The organism is Streptomyces sp. NPDC085937, from assembly GCF_044540535.1.
Classification (GTDB): Bacteria; Actinomycetota; Actinomycetes; order Streptomycetales; family Streptomycetaceae; genus Streptomyces.
This window is the reverse complement of sequence record NZ_JBITSH010000003.1, coordinates 556315-582295: the sequence shown is the minus strand read 5'-3', so window position 1 is coordinate 582295 and position 25981 is coordinate 556315. Positions and strand designations below refer to the sequence as shown.

23 protein-coding genes are annotated in these 25981 nt (G+C 73.4%); 13 read left to right on the top strand and 10 right to left on the bottom strand.

What is annotated here, in order from left to right; all coding sequences use genetic code 11:
• Positions 1-118: 118 nt before the first annotated feature.
• The 3 genes from ACIF8S_RS09725 to hmgA are packed head-to-tail and all read right to left on the bottom strand — an operon-like array spanning position 119 to position 3474.
• Complete coding sequence (locus ACIF8S_RS09725; RefSeq protein WP_399998393.1) at positions 119-1318, bottom strand: type ISP restriction/modification enzyme; 1200 nt, start codon at positions 1316-1318, stop codon at positions 119-121.
• Between the two features lie 26 nt (positions 1319-1344).
• Positions 1345-2094, bottom strand: a complete 750-nt coding sequence (locus ACIF8S_RS09720) for a GntR family transcriptional regulator (protein ID WP_399998391.1) — start codon at positions 2092-2094, stop codon at positions 1345-1347.
• Positions 2095-2121: 27 nt separating this feature from the next.
• Entirely contained in the window at positions 2122-3474 is a 1353-nt protein-coding gene (hmgA, locus tag ACIF8S_RS09715) for a homogentisate 1,2-dioxygenase (protein ID WP_399998390.1), read from the bottom strand.
• 189 nt (positions 3475-3663) lie between these two features.
• Between hmgA and ACIF8S_RS09710 the strand changes: the two genes are divergently transcribed.
• From ACIF8S_RS09710 to ACIF8S_RS09675, 8 genes are all read left to right on the top strand, one after another.
• Positions 3664-4236, top strand: a complete 573-nt coding sequence (locus ACIF8S_RS09710; RefSeq protein ID WP_399998389.1) for a hypothetical protein — start codon at positions 3664-3666, stop codon at positions 4234-4236.
• A complete protein-coding gene (locus ACIF8S_RS09705; protein WP_399998502.1) occupies positions 4236-4856 on the top strand; it encodes a TetR family transcriptional regulator in 621 nt (206 codons plus the stop codon). Before ACIF8S_RS09710 ends, ACIF8S_RS09705 begins: the two co-directional genes overlap by 1 nt.
• 103 nt (positions 4857-4959) lie before the next feature.
• Positions 4960-7224: a molybdopterin oxidoreductase family protein gene (locus ACIF8S_RS09700; protein ID WP_399998388.1), complete on the top strand. Its 2265-nt coding sequence runs from the start codon at positions 4960-4962 to the stop codon at positions 7222-7224.
• Between the two features lie 135 nt (positions 7225-7359).
• Positions 7360-8787 carry a CitMHS family transporter gene (locus ACIF8S_RS09695; protein WP_399998386.1) on the top strand — a complete coding sequence of 476 codons (1428 nt, stop codon included), beginning with the start codon at positions 7360-7362 and terminating at the stop codon, positions 8785-8787.
• 43 nt (positions 8788-8830) lie between these two features.
• The gene (locus ACIF8S_RS09690; RefSeq protein ID WP_399998384.1) at positions 8831-10069 is read left to right on the top strand and encodes an MFS transporter; all 1239 of its coding nucleotides are present in this window, start codon (positions 8831-8833) and stop codon (positions 10067-10069) included.
• A 278-nt stretch (positions 10070-10347) separates the two neighbouring features.
• A complete protein-coding gene (locus tag ACIF8S_RS09685; RefSeq protein ID WP_399998383.1) occupies positions 10348-11718 on the top strand; it encodes an ABC transporter ATP-binding protein in 1371 nt (456 codons plus the stop codon).
• 92 nt (positions 11719-11810) lie between these two features.
• Positions 11811-13199 (top strand): aldehyde dehydrogenase family protein, encoded by a 1389-nt coding sequence (locus tag ACIF8S_RS09680; RefSeq protein ID WP_399998381.1) that lies wholly within the window; start codon positions 11811-11813, stop codon positions 13197-13199.
• A gap of 16 nt (positions 13200-13215) precedes the next feature.
• Positions 13216-14301 (top strand): Zn-dependent alcohol dehydrogenase, encoded by a 1086-nt coding sequence (locus ACIF8S_RS09675; RefSeq protein ID WP_399998380.1) that lies wholly within the window; start codon positions 13216-13218, stop codon positions 14299-14301.
• 533 nt (positions 14302-14834) lie between these two features.
• Here the strand turns inward: ACIF8S_RS09675 and ACIF8S_RS09670 are convergent.
• On the bottom strand, positions 14835-15545 hold the full coding sequence (locus ACIF8S_RS09670) for an ArsR/SmtB family transcription factor (protein WP_399998378.1): 711 nt from the start codon (positions 15543-15545) through the stop codon (positions 14835-14837).
• Positions 15546-15620: 75 nt separating this feature from the next.
• Positions 15621-16262, bottom strand: coding sequence for a TetR/AcrR family transcriptional regulator (locus tag ACIF8S_RS09665; protein WP_399998377.1), 642 nt, complete (start codon positions 16260-16262; stop codon positions 15621-15623).
• Between the two features lie 97 nt (positions 16263-16359).
• Between ACIF8S_RS09665 and ACIF8S_RS09660 the strand changes: the two genes are divergently transcribed.
• The 3 genes from ACIF8S_RS09660 to ACIF8S_RS09650 all read left to right on the top strand — a co-directional run bounded on the left by ACIF8S_RS09660 (position 16360) and on the right by ACIF8S_RS09650 (position 18960).
• Positions 16360-17511: an acyl-CoA dehydrogenase family protein gene (locus tag ACIF8S_RS09660; RefSeq protein ID WP_399998376.1), complete on the top strand. Its 1152-nt coding sequence runs from the start codon at positions 16360-16362 to the stop codon at positions 17509-17511.
• Positions 17512-17584: 73 nt separating this feature from the next.
• Positions 17585-17872, top strand: coding sequence for a YiaA/YiaB family inner membrane protein (locus ACIF8S_RS09655; RefSeq protein ID WP_349790677.1), 288 nt, complete (start codon positions 17585-17587; stop codon positions 17870-17872).
• Between the two features lie 443 nt (positions 17873-18315).
• Entirely contained in the window at positions 18316-18960 is a 645-nt protein-coding gene (locus tag ACIF8S_RS09650; RefSeq protein WP_399998374.1) for a TetR/AcrR family transcriptional regulator, read from the top strand.
• Here ACIF8S_RS09650 and ACIF8S_RS09645 read toward each other — a convergent pair.
• Positions 18951-19412, bottom strand: coding sequence for a MaoC family dehydratase (locus ACIF8S_RS09645; protein ID WP_024885228.1), 462 nt, complete (start codon positions 19410-19412; stop codon positions 18951-18953). The genes ACIF8S_RS09650 and ACIF8S_RS09645 overlap by 10 nt on opposite strands.
• 131 nt (positions 19413-19543) lie before the next feature.
• On the opposite strand from ACIF8S_RS09645, the gene soxR reads away from it, so the two are divergent.
• Positions 19544-20020, top strand: coding sequence for a redox-sensitive transcriptional activator SoxR (gene soxR / locus ACIF8S_RS09640; protein ID WP_399998372.1), 477 nt, complete (start codon positions 19544-19546; stop codon positions 20018-20020).
• A 29-nt stretch (positions 20021-20049) separates the two neighbouring features.
• Here the strand turns inward: soxR and ACIF8S_RS09635 are convergent, their stop codons facing one another.
• Positions 20050-21117 carry an RNA ligase (ATP) gene (locus ACIF8S_RS09635; protein ID WP_399998371.1) on the bottom strand — a complete coding sequence of 356 codons (1068 nt, stop codon included), beginning with the start codon at positions 21115-21117 and terminating at the stop codon, positions 20050-20052.
• A 199-nt stretch (positions 21118-21316) separates the two neighbouring features.
• A complete protein-coding gene (locus tag ACIF8S_RS09630; RefSeq protein WP_399998369.1) occupies positions 21317-21919 on the bottom strand; it encodes a hypothetical protein in 603 nt (200 codons plus the stop codon).
• Between the two features lie 499 nt (positions 21920-22418).
• On the opposite strand from ACIF8S_RS09630, the gene ACIF8S_RS09625 reads away from it, so the two are divergent.
• Positions 22419-23495: a WxL protein peptidoglycan domain-containing protein gene (locus ACIF8S_RS09625; RefSeq protein ID WP_399998368.1), complete on the top strand. Its 1077-nt coding sequence runs from the start codon at positions 22419-22421 to the stop codon at positions 23493-23495.
• Between the two features lie 471 nt (positions 23496-23966).
• Here ACIF8S_RS09625 and ACIF8S_RS09620 read toward each other — a convergent pair whose 3' ends face one another.
• The gene (locus ACIF8S_RS09620) at positions 23967-24977 is read right to left on the bottom strand and encodes a Gfo/Idh/MocA family protein (RefSeq protein WP_399998367.1); all 1011 of its coding nucleotides are present in this window, start codon (positions 24975-24977) and stop codon (positions 23967-23969) included.
• Positions 24974-25978 carry a Gfo/Idh/MocA family oxidoreductase gene (locus ACIF8S_RS09615; RefSeq protein ID WP_399998366.1) on the bottom strand — a complete coding sequence of 335 codons (1005 nt, stop codon included), beginning with the start codon at positions 25976-25978 and terminating at the stop codon, positions 24974-24976. Before ACIF8S_RS09615 ends, ACIF8S_RS09620 begins: the two co-directional genes overlap by 4 nt.
• Positions 25979-25981 lie beyond the last annotated feature (3 nt).

The following is a 25981-nucleotide window of genomic DNA, read 5'->3' as shown; positions in this document are numbered from 1 at the left end:
GGGACCCTAGTGCGCCGAACTGACAATGCGTCGGAGAGCGCCGCGACCCCACGGCGCACAGGCGGTCACCCGGGCCCTCGCCCGGTACCGTGCGTCGCCGCCGTGCACAGGCGCTGCCTCAGATCAGCGCGAGCTGTCCCTCCGGGCCCTCCTCGCGGGCGTCCAGGACCGAGGCGGGGCGGCGGGCGGCGGCCGGTACGGGAAGGACGCCCGCCGTGCGCAGGTCGGCGACGGTGACCGGGGCGGGGACCGGCTGACCCGTCAACTCCTCCCGCGACGGCCGAAGTTCGGCGAGCAGGGCGAGGACCGTGACCAGCTCCAGCAGCTCCGACGTCCAGCCCTGCGGCCAGTCGGCCGGCCGGATCGCCGCCAGGGTGCCCGGCTCGGCCGGCTGGGTGCGGGCCGCGAACCACTCCTCCAGCACCCGCACGCCCCCGGCCTCGAAGTCCCAGGCCTCCCGCGGCACGGGGGAGATCCTGCCCTCGCCCAGGAACAGCGCCTCCTCGTCCCCGTCGTAGGCGAGAGCGGCCGGCCGGGCCGGCAGCGGGGCGCGCACGTACGGGCGGCGGCCGCCCGGCAGCCTGGGGCGCTCCCCGTCGCGGCGCATCAGCCACAGCAGCCGGCGGCCCAGCGACACCCCGCGCCGCCAGGTGTCCGGGTCGGCGGTGAGCGGCACGGCGAGGCCGTTCGGGGCCGGGCGGGCCACGGCCGTCGCCCAGGCGAGGACGTCGACGGGGGAGACCTCCAGCCCCAGCCGCCCGGCGAGGTGCTCCGTCAGCCCCGGTGCCAGATTGGGCTCGGCGGCGCCCGGCCGGCGGTACAGCGGACGGATCCGGCCGGTGCCCAGGACCGGGAGGAGGGACGTGGCGAGCAGCGGAGGGCCGTGGGGCGTGTCCGGGCCCGAGGAGCGGGGGGCGGCCGTCTCGACGGCGAACACCTGATGCGCGTCCGCCACCCGCCACAGCTCGGGGCGGGGCGCGTCGATCAGCCGCTGGTCCGGGATCAGCCACTGCTCGTCGAACGGGCCGCGCAGCACCCGCACCGGCTCCGGGCACGGTCCCGTGGCGCGGGCCAGCCGCTCCGTGCCGCCGTCCTGCCCGGGCAGCTGGCCGACCGCCGTGTGCGGGGTCCGGGAGCGCGTCGGCCGGAACAGGGCCTCCCGGTCCGGTCCCGCGGCCTTCACCAGGGTGTCCCAGCGGGCCTTCAGGGACGCCGCGTCGGGGGCCGCCGGCCACCCCCGGCCGAGCCGCGGCGGTGCGACGGACCACGGCATGAGGTCCGCCAGCAGCGGAGCGTCGTCGTGCGTCACGCTGGGCATCGTACGACCTGACGGCGCCGGGCGGATCAGGTGGCGTCCAGGGTCACCGTGAAGGAGAAGCGGTCACCCCGGTAGTGGATGACGGCGACGTCCAGGGGCCGTCCGCCGGAGTCGTAGGTGACGCCGGTGTAGTGCAGGATCGGGCTGAGCAGCGGGACCCGCAGCAGCCGGGCCGTCTCCGGGTCCGCGAGCCGCGCCTCCACCGTGTCCGTGATGCGGCCGATGTCCGCGCCGACGGCGTCCCGCAGCACCTTCGTCATCGGCCACCGGACCAGAGCCTCCGGATCGATCCGCGCGGCCAGTTCGGGACGCACGTAGTTACGGGCGTGGTTGGTCGGCTCGCCGGTCTTCTCGTCGCAGCGCAGCCGGTGGTAGGCGGCCGTCTCCGACAGGCCCGGGAAGTGCTCGGCGAACTCCGCCGGCACCGGCGCCGGACCGTGCTCCAGCAGCTCGGTCGTCATGCCGGACTGCTGGGCCACGATCGCGTCGACCGAGCCCAGCAGCCGCACCGGGGCGCCCCGCAGGGCGTCCGGCTCGATGAACGTGCCGCGCCGGCGGTGACGCGTGATCAGTCCCTCGTCCTCCAGCTCCTTCAGTGCCTGCCGCATGGTCAGCACGCTCACCCCGTAGTGCCCGGCCAGCTGTTCCTCGGTGGGCAGGCGCAGCGGGTCGTGGGGCGAGCGGCCGAGGATCGAGGCGCGCAGCGACTGCGACACCTGATACCAGAGCGGCAACTTGCGGTTCAGGACGATCGAGTCCGGGGCGAAGGAGGTCACGCGCTATCCGTACCGGTCGGAGAACGGTCAGTGCAATGGCCGGAAGTGACGCTCCAGGCCCTGCCACACGTCGTCGTAGCCCTGCTGCAGGTGCTCCGCCCGCGCCGCCTGGGGGGTGAGGGACACCGGCCAGCGCGTCTCGAACATGAACGCCAGGCCGTTGTCGATCTTCTGCGGACGCAGCTCCGCCGCGCTCGCGCGGTCGAACGTCTCCCGGTCCGGGCCGTGCGCCGACATCATGTTGTGCAGCGAGCCGCCGCCCGGCACGAACCCCTCCGCCTTCGCGTCGTACGCGCCCTCGATCAGGCCCATGTACTCGCTCATCACGTTCCGGTGGAAGTACGGCGGACGGAAGGTGTCCTCGCCGACCAGCCAGCGCGGGGCGAACACCACGAAGTCCACCCCGGCCAGCCCGGGGGTGTCGCTCGGAGACGTCAGCACGGTGAAGATCGACGGGTCCGGGTGGTCGTACGAAATGGTGCCCATCACATTGAAACGGCGCAGGTCATAGGCGTACGGCACATGGTTGCCGTGCCAGGCGACGACATCCAGCGGGGAGTGGTCGTACGTGGCCGTCCAGAGGTTGCCGCAGTACTTGTTGACCACCTCCACCGGGCCCTCGACGTCCTCGTACGCGGCCACCGGTGCCCGGAAGTCCCGGGCGTTGGCGAGCCCGTTGGCGCCGATCGGGCCCAGGTCGGGCAGCCGGAACGGCGCCCCATAGTTCTCGCACACATAACCGCGCGCCGACTCATTCAACAGCTCCACACGGAACCGCACTCCACGAGGGATCAGCGCGATGTGTCCGGGCTCCACATGCAGCAGCCCGAACTCCGTGCGCAGCAGCAGCCCGCCGCGCTCCGGGACGATCAGCAGCTCACCGTCGGCGTCGCTGAACACCCGCTCCATCGAGGCGTTGGCGTGGTACAGGTGCACCGCCATGCCGCTGCGCTGGGTGACGTCGCCGTTGCCGCCCAGTGTCCACAGGCCGGCCAGGAAGTCCGTGTCCCCGGCCGGCTCGGGCAGCGGGTTCCAGCGCAGGCGGTTGGGATCGGGCACCGTCTGGGTGAAGGGCGCCGTGCGCAGGCCGCCGTTGCCGGTGCGGGTGAACGCCGGGTGGGCGGCCGACGGACGGATCCGGTACAGCCAGGAGCGGCGGTTCTCCGCCCGCGGCTCGGTGAAGGCGGAACCGCTCAACTGCTCGGCGTACAGCCCGAGCGGCGCGCGCTGCGGAGAGTTGCGCCCCACGGGCAGGGCGCCCGGTACCGCCTCCGAGCTGTGCTCGTTGCCGAAGCCGGAGAGATGCTCCAGCCCTTCGGCGATCTTGCGTGCCTCCTCGCGATCCGCTGTGCTCACGCGGGCGGTGGCCCCGTCGCTCATGTCCGCTGCTCCCTTGCCGAGCCGATTCCTATGGAACACCGTAGGATTGCGGTTTCACCGGCGCAAGGGTGCCGCGCGATCTCGGCCCCCGGGCCCGTCCTCCCCTCCGTCCCGTCCCCTCCACGGAGTACACGGAACCCGACTTCAGGGGGATTCGCGCGTTCGGACCGCTGTTCTACGCTCCCGGGCATGACGTGGACGCGGAAGCCGATCATCCCCGCGCTCGCGGTCTGTGTCGCGTTTTTGGCCGGGACCGCGGGCTGCGACACCGGAGCCGGCCAGGGGCCGGACGAGGTGTCGTCCTCACCCGTGGGCCGGCTCCTCGACGAGCGCGACAAGGACGGCCGCCCCTACCGCGAGGTGGACGAGGAGGGCGCCCCCCGGGTCACCGTGGAGGTCGCCCCCGACGCCGAGGGCGGCTGGGACGTCCGGCTGCGGGTGCGCAACTTCCGCTTCTCGCCCGACGGGACCGGCCGGCGCGCGGAGGCCGGCCGGGGTCTGGCGCACCTGGAGGTGAACGGCCGCCGCGTCGCCCTGCTGCGCACCCCCGAGTACCACCTGGCCCCCGGCACCGTGTCGCGCGGCACCCACCACGTCACCGCCCGGCTGTACGCCGACGACGGCTCGGTGTGGGCCGTCGACGGCGAGCCGGTGGAGAGCACCGCCGACATCACGCTGTCGGGGCAGGAACCGACCGTGGAGCCGAGCGTGGAACCGATCGCCGCGGGCCCCGGTTCACCCGGCGGCCCCGGGCAGGCATGATGACCCCCGTGTCCCACCCGACATCGCTCCGCCGGGCGCCCGTGCAGCGGCGCAGCGCCGAACGGCTGGCCAGGATCCTCGACGCCTGCGCCGGCCTCCTCGACGAGGTCGGGTACGACGACCTGAGCACCCGCGCGGTCGCCGAGCGCGCCGGGGTGCCCATCGGCTCCGTCTACCGCTTCTTCGGCAACAAACGCCAGATGGCCGACGCGCTCGCCCAGCGCAACCTGGAGCGCTTCACCGAACGCGTCACCGAGCGGCTCTCCGCCACCGGTGACCGCGGCTGGCGGCACGCCACGGACGTCGTGCTCGACACCTACCTGGACATGAAGCGCACCGCCCCCGGCTTCTCCCTCGTCGACTTCGGCAACCAGATCCCGGTCGGCGCGCGCCGGGCCGAACCCAACCACCGGGTCGCCGGCCGGCTCGCCGCGCTGCTCGCCGGCTACCTGGGCCGCGCCGCCGACGACGAGGACCTGCGCCGCACCTTCCTGGTCGCCGTCGAGACCGCCGACGCCCTGGTCGACCTGGCCTTCCGGGTGGCGCCCGAAGGGGACGAGAAGGTCATCGGCGAGCTGCGCGCGATGCTCCGGGCGTATCTGGCCCCCGTGCTCGACTGACGCGGATCCGGCCCCGTTCCCCGCACGCCCTCCCCACCATGCGTACCGGTCGGTATGCTCGGCCCGTCCGTGCGTCACCGACGCCGCCGTACCGGGAGGACCCGTGTCCCGCACCGCTCTCCGTATCTGCCCCCTGTGCGAGGCCACCTGCGGCCTGGTCCTCACCGTCGACGACGGCAAGGTCACCGGCGCCCGCGGCGACCGCGACGACGTGTTCAGCAAGGGGTTCGTCTGCCCCAAGGGCGCCGCCTTCGGCGAGGTGGACTCCGACCCCGACCGGCTGCGCACCCCGCTCGTCCGCGTGGACGGGGAACTGCGCGAAGCCACCTGGGAGGAGGCGTTCGACGCCGTCGCCGCCGGACTGCGCGGGGTCGTCGAGCGGCACGGACCGCACGCCGTCGGCGTCGTCCTCGGCAACCCCAACGTCCACACCATGGCCGGCGCCCTCTACCCGCCGTTGCTGATCGGCGGGCTCGGCACCCACAGCGTGTTCACCGCGTCCACCGTCGACCAGATGCCCAAGCACGTCTCCAGCGGGCTCCTCTTCGGCGACGCCAACCGCATCCCCGTGCCCGACCTGGACCGCACCGGCCACCTGCTGCTCATCGGCGCCAACCCGCTGGAGTCCAACGGCAGTCTGTGCACCGCCCCCGACTTCCCGGGCCGGCTCAAGGCGCTCAGGGCGCGCGGCGGCACCCTCACCGTCGTCGACCCGCGCCGCACCCGCACCGCCCGCCTCGCCGACCGGCACCTCGCGGTCCGCCCCGGCACCGACGCGCTGCTCCTCGCCGCGATCGCCCGCACCCTGTTCGACGAGGACCTCGTCGACCTCGGCGCCGCCGCGCCGCACCTCGACGGCGTCGACGAACTGGCCCCCGCGCTCGCCAGCTTCACCCCCGAAGCGGTCGCCGGCGCCTGTGACGTCGACGCCGCCACCATCCGCGTCCTCGCCCGGGAGCTCGCCGCCGCCCCCACCGCCGCCGTCTACGCCCGCATCGGCAGCTGCACCGTCCCGCACGGCACCCTCGCCAGCTGGCTCGTCGACGTCCTCAACATCCTCACCGGCAACCTGGACCGGCCGGGCGGCGCGCTCTTCCCGCAGGCCGCCACGGACCGGACCCCGCGCCCCGCCGGACCCGGCCACGGCTTCGCCCTCGGCCGCTGGCACTCCCGGGTGAGCCGCCATCCCGAGGCCAAGGGCGAACTGCCGTTGTCCGCCCTCGCCGAGGAGATCGACACCCCCACCGACGAGGGCGCGCCGGTCCGCGCCGTCGTCGCCGTCGGCGCGAACCCGGTGCTCTCCGCCCCCGACGGCGACCGGCTCGACACGGCGCTGGCCTCCCTCGACTTCATGGTGAGCGTCGACCCGTACCTCAACGAGACCTCCCGCCACGCGCACGTCGTGCTGCCGCCGCCCCCGCCGGCCCAGAGCCCGCACCACGACTTCGCGTTCAACACCCTCGCCGTGCGCAACCAGGTCCGCTACACCCGCCCCGCCGTCCCCCTCGAACCCGGCCGCATGGCCGAGACCGAGATCCTCGCCCGGCTCGTCCTCGCCGCGACCGGCATGCACGGCGCCGACCCCTCCGCCGTGGACGACCTGGTGATCCGGCAGACCCTCGGCAAGGCCGTGGGCGAGCCGCACTCCCCGGTGCACGGCCGCGACCCGAAGGAACTCGCCGGCCTGCTCACCGGTGTCAACGGCCCCGAGCGACGCCTCGACATGATGCTCCGCCTCGGCCCCTACGGCGACGGCTTCGGTGCCGACCCGGACGGGCTCACCCTGGAGAAGCTGCTCGCGCACCCGCACGGCATCGACCTCGGGCCGCTGCGCCCCCGGCTGCCCCAGCCGCTGAAGACCCGCAGCGGCAAGGTGGAACTGCTGCCCGCCCCGATCGCCGCCGACCTGCCCCGGCTGCGGGCCGCCCTGCGCGAACGCCCCGCCGGTCTCGTCCTCGTCGGGCGCCGCCATCTGCGCTCCAACAACAGCTGGCTGCACAACGTGCCCGCCCTCACCGGGGGCTCCAACCGCTGCACCTTGCACCTCCACCCCGACGACGCCGAACGCCTCGGTGTACGGGACGGACAGCCGGTGCGGATCAAGGGCGCCGGGGGAGAGGTCACCGCTCCCGCCGAGGTCACCGACACCGTGCGCCGGGGCGTGGTGAGCCTGCCGCACGGCTGGGGCCACGACCGGCCGGGCACCCGTACCCGCCACGCCTCCGTGACCCCCGGCGTCAACGTCAACCAGCTGCTCGACGGCAGCCTCCTGGACCCGCTGTCGGGCAACGCCGTGCTCAACGGCATCCCCGTCGAGGTGGCCCCCGTGCCGGCCGAGGAGCAGGAAACGGCCACCGCGCTGACCTGAGCAAACGCCTGACCTGGGGTTTCGCGCTTATTGCTCACGGTCTCACGTCTTGTTGGCGCCGCCCGGGCGTACCTAACGTCGTCACACCGCCGGCCCTCGCCGGATGTTCAAGGGCGAACGTTAGGTGTCCCATTCATGCTGACCATCCTCGGCTTCGTCATGATCGCGACCTTCCTGGTCCTGATCATGACGAAGAAGATGTCGCCGATCGCGGCGCTCGTGCTGATCCCCGCGCTGTTCTGCGTGGCCGTCGGCAAGGGCGCCCACCTCGGCGACTACGTCATCGACGGAGTGTCCGGCCTCGCCCCGACGGCGGCGATGCTGATGTTCGCGATCGTCTACTTCGGCGTGATGATCGACGTCGGGCTCTTCGACCCGGTGGTCCGCGCGATCCTCCGCTTCTGCAAGGCGGACCCGATGCGGATCGTGGTGGGCACGGCCGTGCTGGCCGCGATCGTGTCGCTGGACGGCGACGGCTCCACCACCTTCATGATCACCGTCTCGGCGATGTACCCCCTGTACAAGCGGCTGGGCATGAGCCTGGTCGTGATGACGGGCGTCGCCGCCATGGCCAACGGCGTGATGAACACCGTTCCCTGGGGCGGCCCCACGGCCCGCGCGGCCACCGCGCTGAAGCTCGACGCCGCCGACATCTTCGTCCCGATGATCCCAGCGCTGCTGGTCGGCCTGCTGGGCGTCCTCGGCCTCGCCTACGTGCTGGGGCTGCGGGAGCGGCGGCGTCTGGGCACGCTGCTGTCCGACGAGGTGCTCGTCGACACGAAGGAGACCGTCCTGGTGGGCGCGGGCGGCGGCGACGGGGCCGGCCGACCGGGGCGGTTGGGCGGCGGCACGGACACGGGTGCCGGGGACCACGCCGGGGACGGTGCCGAGGACGACGACCTCAAGGGAGCCGAGGACGACCTCAAGGGGCTCGACCCGGACCGCCCCACCCTGCGGCCGCGCCTGTACTGGTTCAACGCGCTGCTCACGGGCGTCCTCGTCACCGCCATGATCATGGAGTGGCTGCCCATCCCCGTGCTGTTCCTGCTCGGCGCCGCGCTCGCGCTCTCCGTCAACTACCCCCGCCTGCCCGACCAGAAGGCCCGCATCGCCGCCCACGCCGACAACGTCCTGAACGTCTCCGGCATGGTCTTCGCCGCCGCCGTCTTCACCGGCGTCCTGCAGGGCACCGGCATGGTCGACCACATGGCGGGGTGGCTGGTGGACACCGTCCCCGACGGGCTGGGTCCGCACATGGCCCTGGTCACCGGCGTGCTGAGCCTGCCGCTCACCTACTTCATGTCCAACGACGGCTTCTACTTCGGTGTCCTGCCCGTGCTCGCCGAAGCCGGGGCGGCGCACGGCGTCACCCCGCTGGAGATGGCCCGCGCCTCCCTCGTCGGCCAGCCGCTGCACATGTCCAGCCCGCTCGTCCCGGCCGTCTACGTCCTCGTCGGCATGGCCAAGGTGGAGTTCGGCGACCACACCCGGTTCGTCGTCAAGTGGGCCGCTCTCACCTGCCTGTTGATCCTCGCGGCCGGAGTCCTCTTCGGCACGGTCTGACCGCGCGCCGCCTCAGCCCCCACGCTCCTGGAAGGAATCCGTCATGACGCCCGGTGGGAACCGCGGCTGGCTGCTCCGGCTCGTGATCGCCTTCTCCTTCGCGCAGGGGGCGGTGTCGATGGCCCGGCCGGCCGTCTCCTACCGGGCGCTGGCCCTCGGCGCGGACGAGCGGGCGGTCGGCGTGATCGCCGGCGTCTACGCGCTGCTGCCGCTGTTCGCCGCCGTACCGCTCGGCCGGCGCACCGACCACGGGCGCTGCGCCCCTCTGCTGCCGATCGGCGTGGTCCTGATCTCCGCCGGGTGCGCGCTGAGCGGCGTCACCGGGTCGCTGGGGGCGATGGCCCTGTGGAGCGGGGTGATGGGCCTCGGACACCTGTGCTTCGTGATCGGCGCGCAGTCGCTCGTCGCCCGCCGGTCGGCGCCGCACGAACAGGACCGCAATTTCGGCCACTTCACCATCGGCGCGTCGCTGGGCCAGCTGGCCGGACCGGTCGCCGCGGGGGCGCTGATCGGCGCGGACATGACCCGCACCAGCGCCTTCGCCCTGATCGCGGCGGGAGCGGGCGGCGCCCTCGCGCTCACCTCGTTGTGGCGCATCGAGGAACCGGGTGCGGTGCGGCCCCGTACGGCACCGGGCGAGCGGGTGCCGGTGCGGGGCATCCTGCGCGCCCGGGGCGTCCCCGCGGGCATGCTGATCAGCCTGGCGGTGCTGTCGGCGACCGACATCCTCACCGCCTACCTCCCGGTGGTCGGCGAGCACCGGGGGATCGACCCGGCCGTCGTCGGCCTGCTGCTCAGCCTGCGCGCGGCGGCCACGATCGCCTGCCGCCTGATCCTCACCCCACTGCTCCGGCTGCTCGGCCGTACGACGCTGCTCACGGTCACCTGCCTGCTCGCGGCGCTGCTGTGCGCGGCCGTCGCACTGCCGGTGCCGGTGGGGGTGCTGGCGACGGTCCTCGCCGCCCTCGGCTTCTGCCTGGGCGTCGGCCAGCCGCTGTCCATGACGACGGTCGTCCAGGCCGCGCCCGCCGCCGCCCGGTCCACCGCGCTCGCCCTGCGCCTGACCGGCAACCGGCTGGGCCAGGTCGCCGCCCCCGCGGCGGCGGGCCTGGTCGCCGGGGCCGCGGGCGTGGCCGCGCCGTTCGTGATGCTGGGCGCCCTGCTGCTGGCGTCCGCGGGGGTCGCCGCCCGCACCCCACCCGCCCCCGCACCGGACGCACCCCCGACGGGCCGACGCGACACCACCGAAAGGGGACGGTCCACGGCCCGCCGGTCCCCGTGAGCGCGATGCCGTGACCTTGCCCGACGGTCACGATCCGACCCGGCGGACCGGGACGGCCGGCACCCGGACCCGCCCCGTCGGAACGGCGTCCGCCGGGCCCCGCCCCGCATACATGCGTCCGCTTTCTCAGTCGGCGGACAGAGCCCTCCGATCGTGTCCGCCGTCTTCCCCGGCCGCCTACTTTCCGTTAGCTTCCGTGACTCACACGCCCCGTACGACCCGCACGAGGCGTCCGACCGCGGAGCAGCAGCGCCCTGATGAGCCCCGGGGGCACCTTCATGACACGCGCCATCACCCTGCACGACGTGAGCAAGTCCTACGCGCGAGGTGTGCGCGTGGTCGACCGGCTGTCCCTGGCCATCACCCCCGGCGAGTTCCTCGTGCTGCTCGGCCCGTCCGGCTGCGGCAAGTCCACCGTGCTCAGGATGATCGCGGGCCTGGAGGAGATCGACGAGGGCACCCTCTTCCTCGACGGCGAGTACGCCAACGAACTGCCCCCCTCCGACCGGGACATGGCGATGGTGTTCCAGAACTTCGCCCTGTACCCGAGCATGACCAGCCGGGACAACATCGGCTTCCCCCTGCGCATCGAGTCGCCCGGCGACGACCCGGCGCCCAAGGTGGACGCCACCGCCCGCATGCTGGGCATCCAGGACCTCCTCGACCGCTTCCCCGCCCAGCTCTCCGGCGGCGAACGCCAACGGGTCGCGATGGGCCGGGCCATCGCCCGCCGGCCCTCCGCGTTCCTCATGGACGAGCCGCTGTCCAACCTCGACGCCAAGCTCCGCAACCATGTGCGGGCCGAGATCGCGCAGCTCACCCGGCAGTTGGGGGTCACCACCGTCTACGTCACCCACGACCAGTCCGAGGCGATGTCGCTCGGTGACCGGGTCGCCGTCCTGCGTGGCGGAGTCCTCCAGCAGGTCGGCACACCGCGCGCGGTGTACTCCCTGCCCGACAACGTCTTCGTCGCCGCGTTCATCGGTACCCCGCGCATCAATCTGCTGCGCGGGCTGGTCCGCGCCCCCCTGGACGGGGCGATGACGATCAGCCTCGGCAAGCAGTTCCTGCGACTGCCCGAACCGCTGTCCCTGGACCATCAGTTGCTACGGGTGCAGCAGGGCCGCGAGGTGATCGTGGGCCTCAGGTCCGAGGCCGTGCGGATCGCCAAGCCGTCCGTCGCGCGCCCCGGCGAGGTGGCCCTCACCGGTCTGGTGGAACACCTGGAGTTCCAGGGCCACGAGGTGCTGGTGCACTTCAACACCGGCTCCCGCCCCGCCGTCGTGCCCGAACTGGAGGCACCGCGGCCGGCCCCCGACCGTCCGGGCGTCCGGCGCCGCCGCCGTGAGGGCGCGACGGTGCTGGAACGCCTCCGGGAGCGGGCGGGCGCCCTGCGCGCGAGCACCGTCCGCACGGGCGCCGTGGCCACCCTGGACGGACCCGACGGCCCGGGCCCCGCCGACACGTCCACCGCCTCCGCCGAGCCGCGCGTGCCCGGTGACCTCATCGTCCGCACCACCCCCGACATCAGGCTGCGGTACGGCATGCAGGTCCCGCTGCTGGTCGATCTGGCGCACCTCTTCGTCTTCGACCAGCACGGTCAGCGGATCTGCCCGAACCCGGACCGGCTGCCCGATCTGGAGGAGTGAGCGGGGGCACGCGGCCGACCCCCTGGCGCGGAAAAACTAACATCGCTAGTTTAGGTGTCCGCACAGGACGCCCCCGCCCCGGAGGAAGCGCGATGAAGGCATACGACGGCATGTACATCGACGGCGCCTGGCGCCCCGCCGCCGGCCCGGACGTGATCGAGGTGGTGAACCCGGCCGACGAGCAGGTGATCGCCACCGTCCCGGCGGGCACCGGGGAGGACGTCGACGCCGCCGTACGCGCCGCCCGCGCCGCCCTCCCCGGCTGGGCCGCCACCCCGCCCGCCGAGCGCGCGGCCCGCCTCACCGCCCTGCGGGACCAGCTCCACGCCCGCCGCGACGAGATCGCCGCGACGGTCACCGCGGAACTCGGCGCGCCCGAGAAGCTGTCGCAGACCGTCCACGCCGGTGTGCCCGTCGCGGTCGCCGGCTCCTACGCCGAGCTGGCCTCGACGTACTCCTTCGAGGAGAAGATCGGCAACTCGACCGTGTTCCACGAACCCGTCGGCGTGGTCGGCGCGATCACCCCGTGGAACTACCCGCTGCACCAGATCGTCGCCAAGGCCGCGCCCGCCCTCGCCGCCGGCTGCACCCTGGTCGTCAAGCCCGCCGAGGACACCCCGCTGGTCGCCCGGGTCTTCGCCGAGTGCGTCCACGAGGCCGGCGTCCCGGCGGGCGTGTTCAACCTGGTCACCGGCCTGGGCCCGGTGGCAGGCCAGGCGCTCGCCGAGCACCCGGGCGTCGACCTGCTCTCCTTCACCGGCTCGACCGCCGTCGGCCGCCGGATCGGCGCGATCGCCACCGGCATGGTGAAGAAGGTCGCCCTGGAACTCGGCGGCAAGTCCGCCAACGTCATCCTGCCCGGTGCCGACCTGGCCCGCGCCGTCAACGTCGGCGTCGCCAACGTGATGTCCAACTCCGGGCAGACGTGCAGCGCCTGGACCCGCATGCTGGTCCACCGCGACCGGTACGACGAGGCCGTGGAGCTCGCCGCGGCCGCCGCCGGCAAGTACGCCGACCGCATCGGCCCCCTGGTCAGCGCCCGGCAGCGGGACCGGGTGCGCGGCTACATCGAGAAGGGCGTCGCCGAGGGCGCCCGCCTGGTCGCGGGCGGCCCCGAGTCCCCGCAGCCGCAGGGCTTCCACGTCAGCCCCACGGTCTTCGCCGACGTCACCCCGGAGATGACCATCGCCCAGGAGGAGATCTTCGGCCCCGTGCTCTCGGTCCTGCGCTACGAGGACGAGGAGGACGCCCTGCGCATCGCCAACGGCACCGTGTACGGCCTGGCCGGCGCCGTCTGGGCCGGTGACGAGTCCGAGGCGGTGGCCTTCGCCCGCCGCATGGACACCGGACAGGTGGACATCAACGGCGGCCGCTTCAACCCGCTCGCGCCGTTCGGTGGTTACAAGCAGTCCGGCGTGGGGCGCGAACTCGGCTCCCACGGCCTGACCGAGTACCTGCAGACCAAGTCCCTCCAGTTCTAAGGGAGTCATGACAGCCATGGCCGTACGTGCCGCCGTTCTGCCCGCCGTCGGTGCCCCGCTCGAGGTCACCGGCATCGACCTCCCCGAGCCCGGACCCGGCGAGGTCCGTGTCCGGCTCGCCGCCGCCGGGGTCTGCCACTCCGACCTGTCCCTGTCCGACGGCACCATGCGCGTGCCCGTCCCGGCCGTCCTCGGCCACGAGGGTGCCGGCACCGTCGTCGCCGTCGGTGAGGACATCACCCATGTCGTCCCCGGCGACGCGGTCGTCCTCAACTGGGCGCCCTCCTGCGGCAGCTGCCCCGCCTGCGTCCGCGGCGAGGTCTGGCTGTGCGCCCACGCCCTGGACGGCGCAGCCCGGGTGCACGCCCGCCGCGCCGACGACGGCACCGATCTGCACCCCGGCCTCAACGTGGCCGCATTCGCCGAGGAGACCGTGGTGCCCGGGGCCTGTGTGCTGCCCGCCCCGGACGGCGTCCCCCTCGCCGACGCCGCCCTGCTGGGCTGCGCCGTGCTCACCGGCTACGGCGCGGTCCACCACTCCGCCCGCGTCCGCGCCGGTGAGACCGTCGCCGTGTTCGGCGTCGGGGGAGTGGGCCTCGCCGCGCTCCAGTCGGCGAGGATCGCGGGCGCCTCCACGATCGTCGCCGTGGACGTCTCCCCGGAGAAGGAGGAACTGGCCCGCGCCGCGGGCGCCACCGAGTACGTGGTCGCCTCCGACACCACCGCCCGGGAGATCCGTTCCCTCACCGGCAAGCAGGGCGTGGACGTGGCCGTCGAGTGCGTCGGCCGGGCCCGCACCATCCGCACCGCCTGGGAGTCCACCCGGCGCGGCGGACGTACCACGGTCGTCGGTATCGGCGGCAAGGACGAGCAGGTCACCTTCAACGCCCTGGAGATCTTCCACTGGGGCCGCACCCTCTCCGGCTGCGTCTACGGCAACTCCGACCCCGCCCGCGATCTCCCGGTCCTCGCGGGGCACATCCGCTCCGGCGCCTTCGACCTGGGCGCCCTGGTCACCGAACGGATCACCCTGGACGGCATCCCGGCCGCCTTCGACACCATGCTCTCCGGCAAGGGGGGCCGCGCCCTCGTCGTGTTCTGAACCACGCCGGCGCGGGGAACTGCGCGACCAGCCCCCACGCTGCCGCAGGTGCCCGACGACCGGGCGGGGCAAGGGTGGCTTCGAAGCCTCAGCGTTTTCCACGCCGCTGCGGAGGCGCCCGCAGGGGCGGGGGGAACTGCGCGATCAGCCCCCACGTTGCCGCAGGTGCCCGACGACCGGGCGGGGCAAGGGTGGCTTCGAAGCCTCAGCGTTTCCCACGCCGCTGCGGAGGCGCCCGCAGGGGCGCGGGGAACTGCGCGACCAACCCCCACGCTGCCGCAGGTGCCCGACGGCCGGGCGCGGCAAGGGAGGCCGCGCCCTGGTGGCTTCGAAGCCTCAGCGTTTCCCACGCCGCTGCGGACGCGCCCGCAGGGGCGGGGGGAACTGCGCGACCAGCCCCCACGTCGCCGCACCCGCCCTCGGCGAGCGAAAGCCCGTGGCGAACCGCTCCACACGGTGCCGGCGGGCCGTGCGGCGGGTCGAGCCGGAGTTGTCCGGGGAGTTCCCGCGGACCCGCGGGTGGGGCCGATCCCTCAGCGGAGCGCGGCCGCGTCGAGTCCCAGGTGGGTGGCGAGGGCGTGTTCGCCGGTGGCGGTCAGCTTCACCGCGCGCTCGGAGCCGATGCGGACGCACCAGCCCTCGTCCAGGGCGTACCGGCACAGGGCCGCGCCCGCCGTCCCGGCGAGGTGGGGGCGCCGTTCCGTCCAGTCCAGGCAGGCGCGGACCAGCGGGCGCCGGCCCCGGCGGTCGAGGCCGATGCCCAGCGCGCCGAACCAGCCCAGCCCCGCGTCGGTGAGCGCGAACCCCGTGTCCTGGCGCAGCAGGCCCCGCGCGGTGAGGGCGTCGGTGACGGCGATGCCGAGCCGCCCGGCGAGGTGGTCGTAGCAGGTGCGGCCGCGCGCCATCGCGGAGCCGGCGCCCGACTGCCGCAGCCCGCGCGGGGGTTCGGCGGCGCCCGGCGCGATCTGCGCGGTCAGGTCCTCCAGGAGCTGCGCGACCCGGGCGTCCGCGAGCCGCACGTACCGGTGCCGCCCTTGCCGTTCCTCGGTCAGCAGCCCGCCGCCGACCAGCTTGCCCAGGTGCTCGCTGAGCGTGGACGCGGCGACCCCGCAGTGCCGGGCCAGTTCGCCCGCCGTCCATGCCCGCCCGTCCAGCAGCGCCAGCAGGCACCCGGCGCGGGTCTCGTCGGCGATCAGTGCGGCGAGGCGGGCCAGCGCGGCTGCCCGGGGATCCTTCGAGGTCATGCCCTCCAGCATGCGGCAGGGACGGTTCGGTGCGGACCGAAGCGTCCGGGCGGCCGGTGACGCCGTCGCGCACGCTCAGCCGTGCTGCCGTACCTGCTCGTACTGCAGGGCCAAGCCGTCCAGCAGGGCGGTGAGGCCGGTTTCGAAGGCCCGTTCGTCGATCTTCTCCTGCTGCTCGGCCAGCAGGTGCGCCTGCCCGAGGTGCGGGTAGTCGGCGGGGTCGTAGGCGCTCGCGTCGTCCACGAAGCCGCCGGCGAACGAACCGAGCGCCGAGCCCATGATGAAGTACCGCATCAGCGCGCCGATGGACGTCGCCTGGGCGGGCGGCCAGCCCGCCTCGACCATCGCGCCGTAGGCCGCGTCGGCCAGCCGCAGCGCCGCGGGACGCCGCCCGGGGCCGCGGGCCAGCACGGGGACGATGTTCGGGTGGTCGCGCAGCGCGCCGCGGTAGGAGACCGCCCAGTCGTGCAGCGCCGTCCGCCAGTCCCGGCCGTCCTCGAACATCGACAGGTCGACCAGCGCGCTCACCGAGTCGGCCACCGCCTCCAGGATCTCGTCCTTGGTGCGGAAGTGGTTGTACAGCGACGGCCCGCTCACCCCGAGCTCGGCGGCCAGCCGGCGGGTGGACACCGCGGCCAGCCCCTCCGTGTCCACCAGCGCACGCGCCGTCTCGACGATCCGGTTGGTGCTGAGCAAGGGCTTGCGCGGTCGGGCCATGGCGCACATAGTAGGGCTGCGGCCCTAAACTAGCAGTGCTAATTTATTGGTGCACGAACGACCACGACCACGCGCGTCTCACATGGGGTGACTCGGGATGAACCTGGAGCTGAGTGACGAGCAGGAGGCCGTACGCCGGCTCGCCCGGGACTTCGTACGGCGCGAGGTGGCGCCGCACGCCACCGCCTGGGACCGTGCGGAGGAGGTCGACCGGGGCATCGTGAAGAAGCTCGGCGAGGTCGGCTTCCTCGGGCTGACGATCGACGAGGAGTACGGCGGCTCGGGCGGCGACCATCTCGCGTACTGCCTGGTCACCGAGGAGCTGGGGCGCGGGGACTCGTCGGTGCGCGGCATCGTCTCCGTCTCCCTCGGCCTGGTCGCCAAGACGATCGCGGCGTACGGCGACGAGGAGCAGAAGCGGACCTGGCTGCCGGGGCTGACCTCCGGTGAGTACGTCGGCTGCTTCGGTCTGACCGAGCCGGGCACCGGCTCCGACGCGGGGAGTCTCGCCACGCGGGCGGTGCGGGACGGTGACGCGTACGTCATCGACGGCTCGAAGATGTTCATCACGAACGGGACGTGGGCGGACGTGGTGCTGCTGTTCGCGCGGTCCACCGACGCGCCGGGGCACAAGGGCGTGTCCGCGTTCCTGGTGCCCACGGACAGCCCTGGGCTGACGCGCCGTACCGTGCACGGGAAGCTGGGGCTGCGGGGGCAGGCCACGGCCGAGTTGGTGTTCGACGGGGTGCGGGTGCCCGCGTCGGCGCTGCTCGGTGAGGAGGGGCGTGGTTTCTCGGTCGCCATGTCCGCCCTGGCCAAGGGGCGCATGTCGGTCGCGGCCGGCTGCGTCGGCATCGCGCAGGCCGCGCTGGACGCGGCGGTGGGCTACGCGGGGGAGCGGGAGCAGTTCGGCAAGCCGATCGCGGGGCACCAGCTGGTGCAGGAGCTGATCAGTGACATCGCCGTCGACGTGGACGCGGCGCGGCTGCTGACCTGGCGGGTCGCCGATCTGATCGACCGGGGGAAGCCGTTCGCCGTGGAGTCCTCCAAGGCGAAGCTGTTCGCGTCGGAGGCGGCTGTGCGTGCCGCGAACAACGCGCTGCAGGTGTTCGGTGGTTACGGCTACATCGACGAGTACCCGGCGGGCAAACTACTGCGGGACGCACGCGTGATGACGCTGTACGAGGGCACCAGTCAGATCCAGAAGCTGGTCATCGGGCGGGCGTTGACGGGGGTTTCGGCGTTCTGAGGGGCGGGGGATGAGTACCGGCTGAGTATCCGTGCGGATGTGGCCGACGTTGCGTCGGCCGATTCTTTTCCCCATGAGCGACACACCGGTCAAGCAGCAGAGTACGGCGGCCTTCTACGGTCAGGCCGTGGCGTCCTTCGGAGTGGCCATCACGGCCACCGCGGTCGGCATCTTCAACCTGGAGACCGACGCCTGGGTCCGCGCGTTCCTCGGTATCGCGGTCCTGTACCTCGTCACCTCCGCCTTCACGCTGGCCAAGGTCATCCGTGACCGGCAGGAGGCGGGGCAGATCGTGAACCGGGTGGATCAGGCCCGGCTGGAGAAGATGCTGGCCGACTACGACCCGCTGCAGAAGCTTTGAGGTGCGCGTGGCGCCTGCGGTGGGGTGGTGGTGCGGGGCCGGGGTGGGGGTGGTCGTCCTCGGTCTGGCGCGATGAGGTGTGCTTGTGGGGTGCGGGGTGCCGACGCGCCAGCCGCTGTGGGCGCCCACCCCCACCCCCACCCCGTCCCCTCCCCGCCGTCGGCGACCACAGCAGCGCCTAGCTGCGGGCAGTCGTGCCTCCCCCAGTGCCTTAAGGGCCTGGGAGGTGCCCCCAGGGCGATGGGGAGTGGTGGGCGCGGCGGCACCCGGCACCCCGTCAGTGTCGGGTCCCGCGGAAAGCCGGCCCCCACGCCGGATGGTTCAGGGGGACGGCAGCGCCATGGTGCCGGCAACCCAAGAAGGACACGTCCGCCGGACGTGCCCTAAGCGCTCGCTCACCCTTGCCGGTAGGATGTCGTCCCTGCCAGTGAATGGGGTGAGCGATGAGTACGGCGGAGGAGACGGCCGGCGGTGAGGCGCAGCCGTGGGGTGAGGTCACGCCCGACGCGGCCCGGCGGCTGCTGCTCGCCGCCGTGGAGGCCTTCGCGGAGCGCGGCTACCACGCCACGACGACCCGCGACATCGCGGGCCGCGCCGGCATGAGCCCGGCCGCGCTCTACATCCACTACAAGACCAAGGAAGAGCTGCTCCACCGCATCAGCCGGATCGGGCACGAGAAGGCGCTGGACATCCTGCGCACCGCCGCCCGCGAGGAGGGCACCGCGGCCGAGCGGCTCGCCGGGGCGGTCAGCTCCTTCGTCCGCTGGCACGCGCGTGGCCGTACGACCGCCAGGGTCGTGCAGTACGAACTCGATTCCCTCGGCCCCGACGCCCGTGCGGAGATCGTCGGCCTGCGCCGGCAGGTGGACGCCGAGGTGCGCGGCGTCATCGAGGACGGGGTGCGCTCCGGCGAGTTCGACGTCCCCGACGTACCGGGCACCACGCTCGCCGTGCTCTCCCTGTGCATCGACGTGGCCCGCTGGTTCAACGTCGACGGGCCCCGCACCCCCGAGGAGGTCGGCGCGCTCTACGCCGACCTCGTGCTCCGGATGGTGGGGGCCAAGGGCGCCGGGTCCGCTCAGAGGTAGTAGCGGGCCACCGACTCGGCGACGCACACCGGCTTGTCGCCGCCCTCGCGCTCGACGGTGAAGGCGGTGGCCACCTGGACGCCGCCCGGCACCTCGTCGACCGCGCTGATCCTCGCCGTGGCGCGCAGCCGCGAGCCGACCGGCACGGGGGCCGGGAAGCGCACCTTGTTGGTGCCGTAGTTGACGCCCATCTTCACGCCCTCGACGGACAGCAGCTGCGGGCCGAACAGCGGCAGCAGCGACAGCGTCAGGTAGCCGTGCGCGATGGTCGTGCCGAACGGCCCCGCGGCGGCCTTCTCCGGGTCGACGTGGATCCACTGGTGGTCCCCGGTGGCCTCGGCGAACAGGTCGATCCGCTTCTGGTCGACCTCCAGCCAGTCGGTGTACCCCAGCTGCTCGCCCACCGCCGCCTTCAGGTCGTCGACGGACGTGAAGATCCTCGGCTCTGCCATGTCCCGGCCTCTCGCGTCACGTAGTCGCAGGCGCATCCGCGTGCGCATGCCTAAGCAACTGCTTAGCATGGTCGGCCGAGGGGTCCCTGTCAACGGACCGGGCGCCGTACGGGGTCGGTAGGCTTCGGGGAGTGCACCGGATTCCAGAGAAGATCCACGAGCTCACGGTCGGGCAGCTCTCCGCCCGCAGCGGCGCCGCCGTGTCGGCCCTGCACTTCTACGAGTCCAAGGGGCTGATCAGCAGTCGGCGCACCTCCGGGAACCAGCGCCGCTACACCCGCGACACCCTGCGCCGGGTCGCCTTCATCCGCGCCGCGCAGCGCGTCGGCATCCCGCTCGCCACGATCCGCGAGGCGCTCGCCGAGCTGCCCGAGGAGCGTACGCCCACCCGTGACGACTGGGCGCGGCTGTCGGAGGCGTGGCGCTCCGAGCTGGACGAGCGCATCCGGCAGCTGAACCGGCTGCGCGACCACCTCACCGACTGCATCGGCTGCGGCTGTCTGTCGCTGGAGGGCTGCGTGCTGTCCAACCCGGACGACGTCTTCGGTGAGCGTCTCACCGGCTCCAGGCTGTTGACGGAGAGCCGGAGGAAGGGGTCCGGCGGCTGAGGGCGGATCCCGCTCCCGGCCGCCGTCGCTCACTCGTACTCCGTGCCGCCCTTACGGGTCAGGTACGCCGGGCTCACGGCCTTGGCTATGGCGCGGCCGCCCGTCGCCGGGCTGTGGCGCTCGACCGCCGGCCGGATGACGACGCCCTCCCGCAGGTGCAGCCGCCGTCCGGACACCGTCTCCCGGCCACTGGCGAACTCCAGCACCCGCTCGCTGTCGTACGGGCCGGTGTACAGCCGGGGCACCAGTGGCAGGCGGCCGTCGAGCAGGTCCGCCGCGTCCAGCCAGTGCACCTCGCCGTCTATCTCCGCCGACACGTCGAACACGGCGTACCCGAGCGTGTCGCGCCGCCCGTCGGCGCCGTACGACAGGTCCTGCACGCCCGCGCCGTACACCTCGCCGAAGATGCCGACCCGCTTGGCGCCCAGCCGGCCGGCGAGGTCGGCGGCGGCCTCGGCGACGCCGTGACCGCGCACCGCGCGCCAGTACAGGTTGCGCGGGTCCTCCTTCAGCGCGAGGGACCTGGCGCCGAATCCCTTGGAGGAGACGTACACCCGGTCCTGCTCCACGCAGTAGGTGAGCAGGCAGGCCGTGCCGTGCAGCTTCTCGGTGAGCACCACGGGCTCGCCGGGGGCGAAGATGCCGGGATAGCGCTGCACGTTCTCGATGTCGACCCACGGCAGCAGGTCGGGCGCCGACTCCACCTCGCCGCTCATGGTCGGCGGGACCGGCGGGACCCACTTGGTGACGCCGAGCAGCTCCGCGAAGTCGGTGCCGTCCGCGGCGGCCCGCACCAGGTCGACGTCCGCGAGCGCCTTCGGCCGGCACACGATGCCCTGCGACAGCTCACCGCGCAGCCGGACCGCCTTGACCCGGTCGTGGTTGGCGCCCGCCAGGCGGCCGGTCAGGCCCAGCTCGTCGATCAGCGCGGTGGGCAGCACGGACTGCTCGGGGATGTACACCGCGGCGTCGCCCGTGCGGTAGGCGCCCTTGGCGACGACGGCCCGGTACAGGCCCACCTGCGCCAGTTCTAGGGCGTCGGCGTTCGGGTGTTCGTGGACGGTCAGGATCTCGGCGGTGACGCGCAGCGTCGACATGGGGACAGCTCCTCGGGCCATCGGGTGCGATGCATCGCCCCAACTGTCCGCGGAACAAAACCCTGGAACGAGCGGATTACCAGCTGCTACGGTCCCCGGAGCCCAGGGGGTGCGGCATCCCCGGCGCACCCCCGTGACCCCGAGGCCTCCGTCGTCCTCGCTGCCCCCGTCGCTCATGCCGCTTCCGCCGCCCCGGCTCTCAGGCCGAGACCAGCAGCCTGGCCCGGCGGGCCTCCGCCAGTGCCTCCGTGGACAGCACGGGGCGCGGCACCAGGATCCCGCAGTCCGTGCACACCGGGCCCGTGGAGGGTTCGTGGTCGAGGTCGTGCCGCCACATGAGCCGTTCCCCCCGGCACACGGGGCAGGACGAGCCCGGCTCACGCTCCAGGGCGTCGATCAGCCGCCGCAGCACCTCCGCCAGGGGCTCCCGCGGGTGCACCCGCGGGTCGTCGCACCAGGCCACCCCGAAACCGCCCCAGGTCATCCGGTGCCAGTCGTCCACGCTGCCCGGCCTGCGCAGACCGTCGTGCTTCTCCTTCCTGCGGCGCTCGGCGAACTCCACCTCGTAGGCCAGCCAGACCGCCCGGGCCTCCTCCAGTTCGTCCAGTGCGGCCACGAGCCGCGCCGGGTCGACGGAGCGGTCCTCGGGATCGAACCCGGCCCGCGAGCACAGATGGTCCCAGGTCGCCCGGTGCCCGTACGGGGCGAACCGCTCCAGGCACTTGCGCAGCGAGTAGCGCCGCAGCGCCAGATCGCACCGGGGATCTCGGACCTGTCTCGCCAGACTCCGGAAACCGGCCATCGTCCTGCACCTCCGTCACACCTGCACCTGTAATCCGGTCACTTCGGCGTCGTCGAACGGACGTCGCCGAATAGACGCGCCGGCACGCGATTCGGCTCCATCCTTTTTCCGATGGCCCCCCTCAGCCGGCCGCGGGGGCGTCTCGCCAACTCCCTTGGCCCATGCTTCAGTTGTCGTCGCCCGCGGGGATACCGGCGGTAACGAACTCCGTGCTCTCCCGGCGGGGGAGGAACTCTCCCCGACGCTCTGAGAACTCCCCGCGGCTTCCACGGGTTCCTGAACACTCCGCCGATATGCACGCCGATCACGGGGCGGCCGGACGAGGGGTGCCGCGTGACGCCGGGTGCCGCTGTGAAACCGCAGGTCATGGTGGTGGTGAGGTGGTCTTCCGGGGCGCCGGGGCGGCGGGGGGGGGGGGGGGGGGGGGGGGGGGGGGGGGGGGGCGGCCCCCCCCCCCCCCCCCCCCCCCCCCCCGCCTCCCGCTCCTGGAGAACCCCCCATGCACGTGCTCGCCGTCTCTCGACGGACACCACCCCGCCTTCTCGTTCGGCTCCCCGTCCTTGTTCGCGCCGCCGTCCTCGGCCTGCTGACGGCTCTCGCACTCGTCTGCGCGCACCCGACACCCGCGGCGGCCGCTGACGGCGACGTCAGCTGGCGGGTCCGCACCGGCGCCAACGCCTACGGCGACGACCGCTCCAGCTTCAGCTACGCGGTGAACCCGGGCGGCACGGTCGAGGACACCATGGTCGTCACCAACCGCGGCAAGACCCCGCTGCGGCTCGCCGTCTACGCCTCCGACGGCTACACCACCGACGCCGGACAGCTCGACCTGCTCACCCGCGACAAGAAGTCCACCGGCGTGGGCGTGTGGACCCACCCGAAGGTCACCGCCGTCACCGTCCCGCCCGGGAAGTCGGCCGACGTCCCCTTCACCGTCACCGTCCCGGGTAACGCCACCCCCGGCGACCACGTGGGCGGTCTCCTCACCTCCCTCAAGCAGGCCGACACCGCCGCCGGCATCAACGTCGACCGGCGCCTCGGCCTCCGTGTCGCCGTCCGGGTCGGCGGCGAGCTGAAGCCGCGCCTCGCGGTGGAGGACGCGCACCTCGACTACCAGGGCAGCGCGGGTCCCTTCTCGAAGGGCTCGGCCACCGTCACCTACACGGTCCACAACACGGGGAACGCCCTGCTTTCGGGGCGGCAGGAGGTTGCCGTGCGGGGGCCGTTCGGATGGTTCCGTACGGCCGCGGGCGACCTGCCCGACACGCCCGCGCTGCTGCCGGGGGAGCGGTGGAAGGTGACGGTGCCCGTGCCGGACGTCGCGCCCGGGGTCCGGCTCACGGCCACCGCGACGGTGCTGCCTCTGCTGACGGACGCCTCCGGGTCCACGACGCCGCTCGACCCGGTCGAGGCGAGCGTGGGGGCGTGGGCCGTGCCGTGGACGCTCGCGCTGATCGTTCTGCTGCTGCTCGCGGCGGTCGTCGCTGTCGTGCTCCTCGCCCGCCGCAACCGCACCCGCCGCAAGGCCCGCGAGGCAGCCCTGGTCCGCGACGCGGTACAGGCAGCCCTGAGCTGAGGTCGCGCCGGTGGGGGTTGAGGTCGTGTGCCTGCGGCGCAGGGGTGCGGTGTGGTGGGGGCGGGCGTAGCGCCCAAGCTGGGTGGGTGGTGCGGGGCTGCGGTGGGGGCGGTCGTCCTCGGTCTGGCGCGATGAAGCCAATTGGATAGGGGAGGGCGCGGACGCGCCAGCCGCTGCGGGCGCCCACCCCCACCCCGTCCCCTCCCCGCCGTCGGCGGCTACACCATCACCGGTGGCGGCACACGCCGTGCAAATCGCGGGCATTCGTGCCTCCCCCAGTGCCTTAAGGGCCTGGGAGGTGCCCCCAGGGCGATGGGGGTACCTCCCGCTCGAGCGGAGCCGAGAGTGGGGGAGGGTGGGCGCGGCGGCACCCGGTGGGCGCCGAGCTGCGCGAACTCCCTCCCGGCCCGCACCAACGCCGGTGTCGAGGTGCGCGAACCTCCCGGCCCCGGTTGCGGCCCGCGCGTCAGGTCAGGGTGCGGTGCGAGGCCGTGGGGAGAGTCCCGCGGCCGTGTAGCACGCGTCGATCAGCCGCATCGTCGCCACCGCGTCGTCCGCGTCGAGGGGCAGGGGCGTGCCGTGACGTACCCGGGCGGCGAAGGCATCCAGCTGGTACGCGTACGACGAGCGCGTGCCCAGGTGCTCCGTGCGTTCGCCGTCGCCGGTGCGGATCACGACCCGGTCGTCCTGGTGCGGCAGCACGAAGTTCGGCGCCGTGGCCTCGCCCCGCGTGCCGACGATCCGCAGGCTCATCTCTAGGCGGTCGTACGCCATGTGGCAGCGTGCCGTGCCGCCGGCGCCCCCCGGGAACGACAGGTCGGCGTCCAGCCACTCGTCCACGCCCGGCGCACCCGCCCGCTCACCGGCCCGCGCCGCCACCGGGCGCGGCGTGCCACCTGCGTACGGGGCGAGCACGCGCAGCGCGTGCAGGCCGTAGCAGCCGAGGTCCATCAGGGCGCCGCCGGCAAGACGCAGGGACCAGCGCGGGTCCTCGGGCTCGGGGGCGGGGATCGCCACCATCGCCTCCGCGTGGCGGAGTTCGCCCAGCTCGCCGGAGGCCAGCAGTTCGTGCAGCCGCCGGGTCACCGGGTGGAAGAGGTAGTGGAAGGCCTCCATGAACACGGTGCCGGACGCCCTCGCGGCCAGCATCACTTCCTCGGCCTCCGCCGCGTTGCTCGCCGACGGCTTCTCCGTCAGGACGTGTTTGCCGGCCGCCAGCGCGGCCAGGTTCCAGGGGCCGTGGAGTCCGTTGGCGAGAGGGTTGTAGACCACCTCGACCTCCGGGTCGGCGAGCAGGTCGGCGTAGGAGCCGTGCGTCCGCTCCACACCGTGCGCGGCCGCGAACGCCTCGGCGCGGGAGCGGTCGCGGGCGGCCACCGCGACCAGGCGGTGGTCGCCGGCCCGGGCCGGGGCGACGAGGGAGCGCTCGGTGATGCGAGCGGCCCCCAGGATTCCGATGCGCAGTGGAGCGGACTCGCTCATGCCTGCCGTACCTCCTCGAGCGTGACCGGGCGGTGTTCGCGCAGCGACAGTGTGCACGCCTCGGCGATCCAGCCCGCTTCGAGTGCGTCCTCGATCGTGCACGGTGACGGGCGGGAGCCCGCCACCACCTCGGTGAAGGCAGTGAGTTCGGCGCGGTAGGCGTCGGTGAAGCGGTCCATGAAGAAGTCGTGCGGCACGCCCGCCGGGAAGGCGACGCCGGGTTCGACCGAGCGCAGCGGCAGCTTGTCCTCGAGGCCCACCGCGATGGAGTCGGTGAAGCCGTGGATCTCCATGCGGACGTCGTAACCGCGGGCGTTGTGGCGGCTGTTGGACACCACCGCGATGGTGCCGTCGTCCAGGGTGAGAATCGCGCCGGTGGTGTCGGCGTCCCCCGCCTCCTTGATGAAGTCGGCGCCCCGGTTGCCTCCGACCGCGTACACCTCGGTCACCTCACGGCCGGTCACCCAGCGGATGATGTCGAAGTCGTGCACCGAGCAGTCCCGGAAGATGCCCCCGGACGCGGCGATGTACGCGGCGGGCGGGGGTGCCGGGTCCAGTGTCGTGGAGCGTACGGTGTGGAGTGTGCCCAGCTCACCGGAGTGGACGGCCGCGTGGGCGGCGACGAAACCGGCGTCGAAGCGGCGGTTGTAGCCGATCTGGACGGGTACGTCCCGGCCGGCGACGGCCTTCAGTACCTCGATGCCCTCGGTCATGGTGCGGGCGACGGGCTTCTCGCAGAAGACGGGGACGCCCGCCTCCACGCAGGCCGTGATCAGGTGCGGGTGGGCGTCGGTCGCGGCGGCCACGACCACGCCGTCCACCCCGGCCGCCAGCAGGGCCTCGGGGGAGTCCGCGACCTGCGCGCCGAAGCGTTCCGCGGCGGCCTTCGCGGCGTCCGCGAACGGGTCGGAGACGACGAGGGACTCGACGGCGTCGAGCCCGGACAGGGTCTCGGCGTGGAAGGCGCCGATGCGGCCGAGGCCGAGGATTCCGATGCGCATGGG

What these genes read in the sequence shown, in the direction of transcription:
- ACIF8S_RS09710 (WP_399998389.1), top strand. Translation starts at nt 3,664, where the DNA reads ATGACGTGGACGCGGAAGCCGATCATCCCCGCGCTCGCGGTCTGTGTC.
- ACIF8S_RS09655 (WP_349790677.1), top strand. Translation starts at nt 17,585, where the DNA reads ATGAGCGACACACCGGTCAAGCAGCAGAGTACGGCGGCCTTCTACGGT.
- ACIF8S_RS09650 (WP_399998374.1), top strand. Translation starts at nt 18,316, where the DNA reads ATGAGTACGGCGGAGGAGACGGCCGGCGGTGAGGCGCAGCCGTGGGGT.
- ACIF8S_RS09630 (WP_399998369.1), bottom strand. Translation starts at nt 21,919, where the DNA reads ATGGCCGGTTTCCGGAGTCTGGCGAGACAGGTCCGAGATCCCCGGTGC.
- ACIF8S_RS09635 (WP_399998371.1), bottom strand. Translation starts at nt 21,117, where the DNA reads ATGTCGACGCTGCGCGTCACCGCCGAGATCCTGACCGTCCACGAACAC.
- ACIF8S_RS09675 (WP_399998380.1), top strand. Translation starts at nt 13,216, where the DNA reads ATGGCCGTACGTGCCGCCGTTCTGCCCGCCGTCGGTGCCCCGCTCGAG.
- ACIF8S_RS09665 (WP_399998377.1), bottom strand. Translation starts at nt 16,262, where the DNA reads ATGGCCCGACCGCGCAAGCCCTTGCTCAGCACCAACCGGATCGTCGAG.
- hmgA (WP_399998390.1), bottom strand. Translation starts at nt 3,474, where the DNA reads ATGAGCGACGGGGCCACCGCCCGCGTGAGCACAGCGGATCGCGAGGAG.
- ACIF8S_RS09685 (WP_399998383.1), top strand. Translation starts at nt 10,348, where the DNA reads ATGACACGCGCCATCACCCTGCACGACGTGAGCAAGTCCTACGCGCGA.
- ACIF8S_RS09660 (WP_399998376.1), top strand. Translation starts at nt 16,360, where the DNA reads ATGAACCTGGAGCTGAGTGACGAGCAGGAGGCCGTACGCCGGCTCGCC.
- ACIF8S_RS09690 (WP_399998384.1), top strand. Translation starts at nt 8,831, where the DNA reads ATGACGCCCGGTGGGAACCGCGGCTGGCTGCTCCGGCTCGTGATCGCC.
- ACIF8S_RS09625 (WP_399998368.1), top strand. Translation starts at nt 22,419, where the DNA reads ATGCACGTGCTCGCCGTCTCTCGACGGACACCACCCCGCCTTCTCGTT.
- ACIF8S_RS09680 (WP_399998381.1), top strand. Translation starts at nt 11,811, where the DNA reads ATGAAGGCATACGACGGCATGTACATCGACGGCGCCTGGCGCCCCGCC.
- ACIF8S_RS09695 (WP_399998386.1), top strand. Translation starts at nt 7,360, where the DNA reads ATGCTGACCATCCTCGGCTTCGTCATGATCGCGACCTTCCTGGTCCTG.
- ACIF8S_RS09615 (WP_399998366.1), bottom strand. Translation starts at nt 25,978, where the DNA reads ATGCGCATCGGAATCCTCGGCCTCGGCCGCATCGGCGCCTTCCACGCC.
- ACIF8S_RS09670 (WP_399998378.1), bottom strand. Translation starts at nt 15,545, where the DNA reads ATGACCTCGAAGGATCCCCGGGCAGCCGCGCTGGCCCGCCTCGCCGCA.
- ACIF8S_RS09645 (WP_024885228.1), bottom strand. Translation starts at nt 19,412, where the DNA reads ATGGCAGAGCCGAGGATCTTCACGTCCGTCGACGACCTGAAGGCGGCG.
- ACIF8S_RS09620 (WP_399998367.1), bottom strand. Translation starts at nt 24,977, where the DNA reads ATGAGCGAGTCCGCTCCACTGCGCATCGGAATCCTGGGGGCCGCTCGC.
- ACIF8S_RS09725 (WP_399998393.1), bottom strand. Translation starts at nt 1,318, where the DNA reads ATGCCCAGCGTGACGCACGACGACGCTCCGCTGCTGGCGGACCTCATG.
- ACIF8S_RS09705 (WP_399998502.1), top strand. Translation starts at nt 4,236, where the DNA reads ATGACCCCCGTGTCCCACCCGACATCGCTCCGCCGGGCGCCCGTGCAG.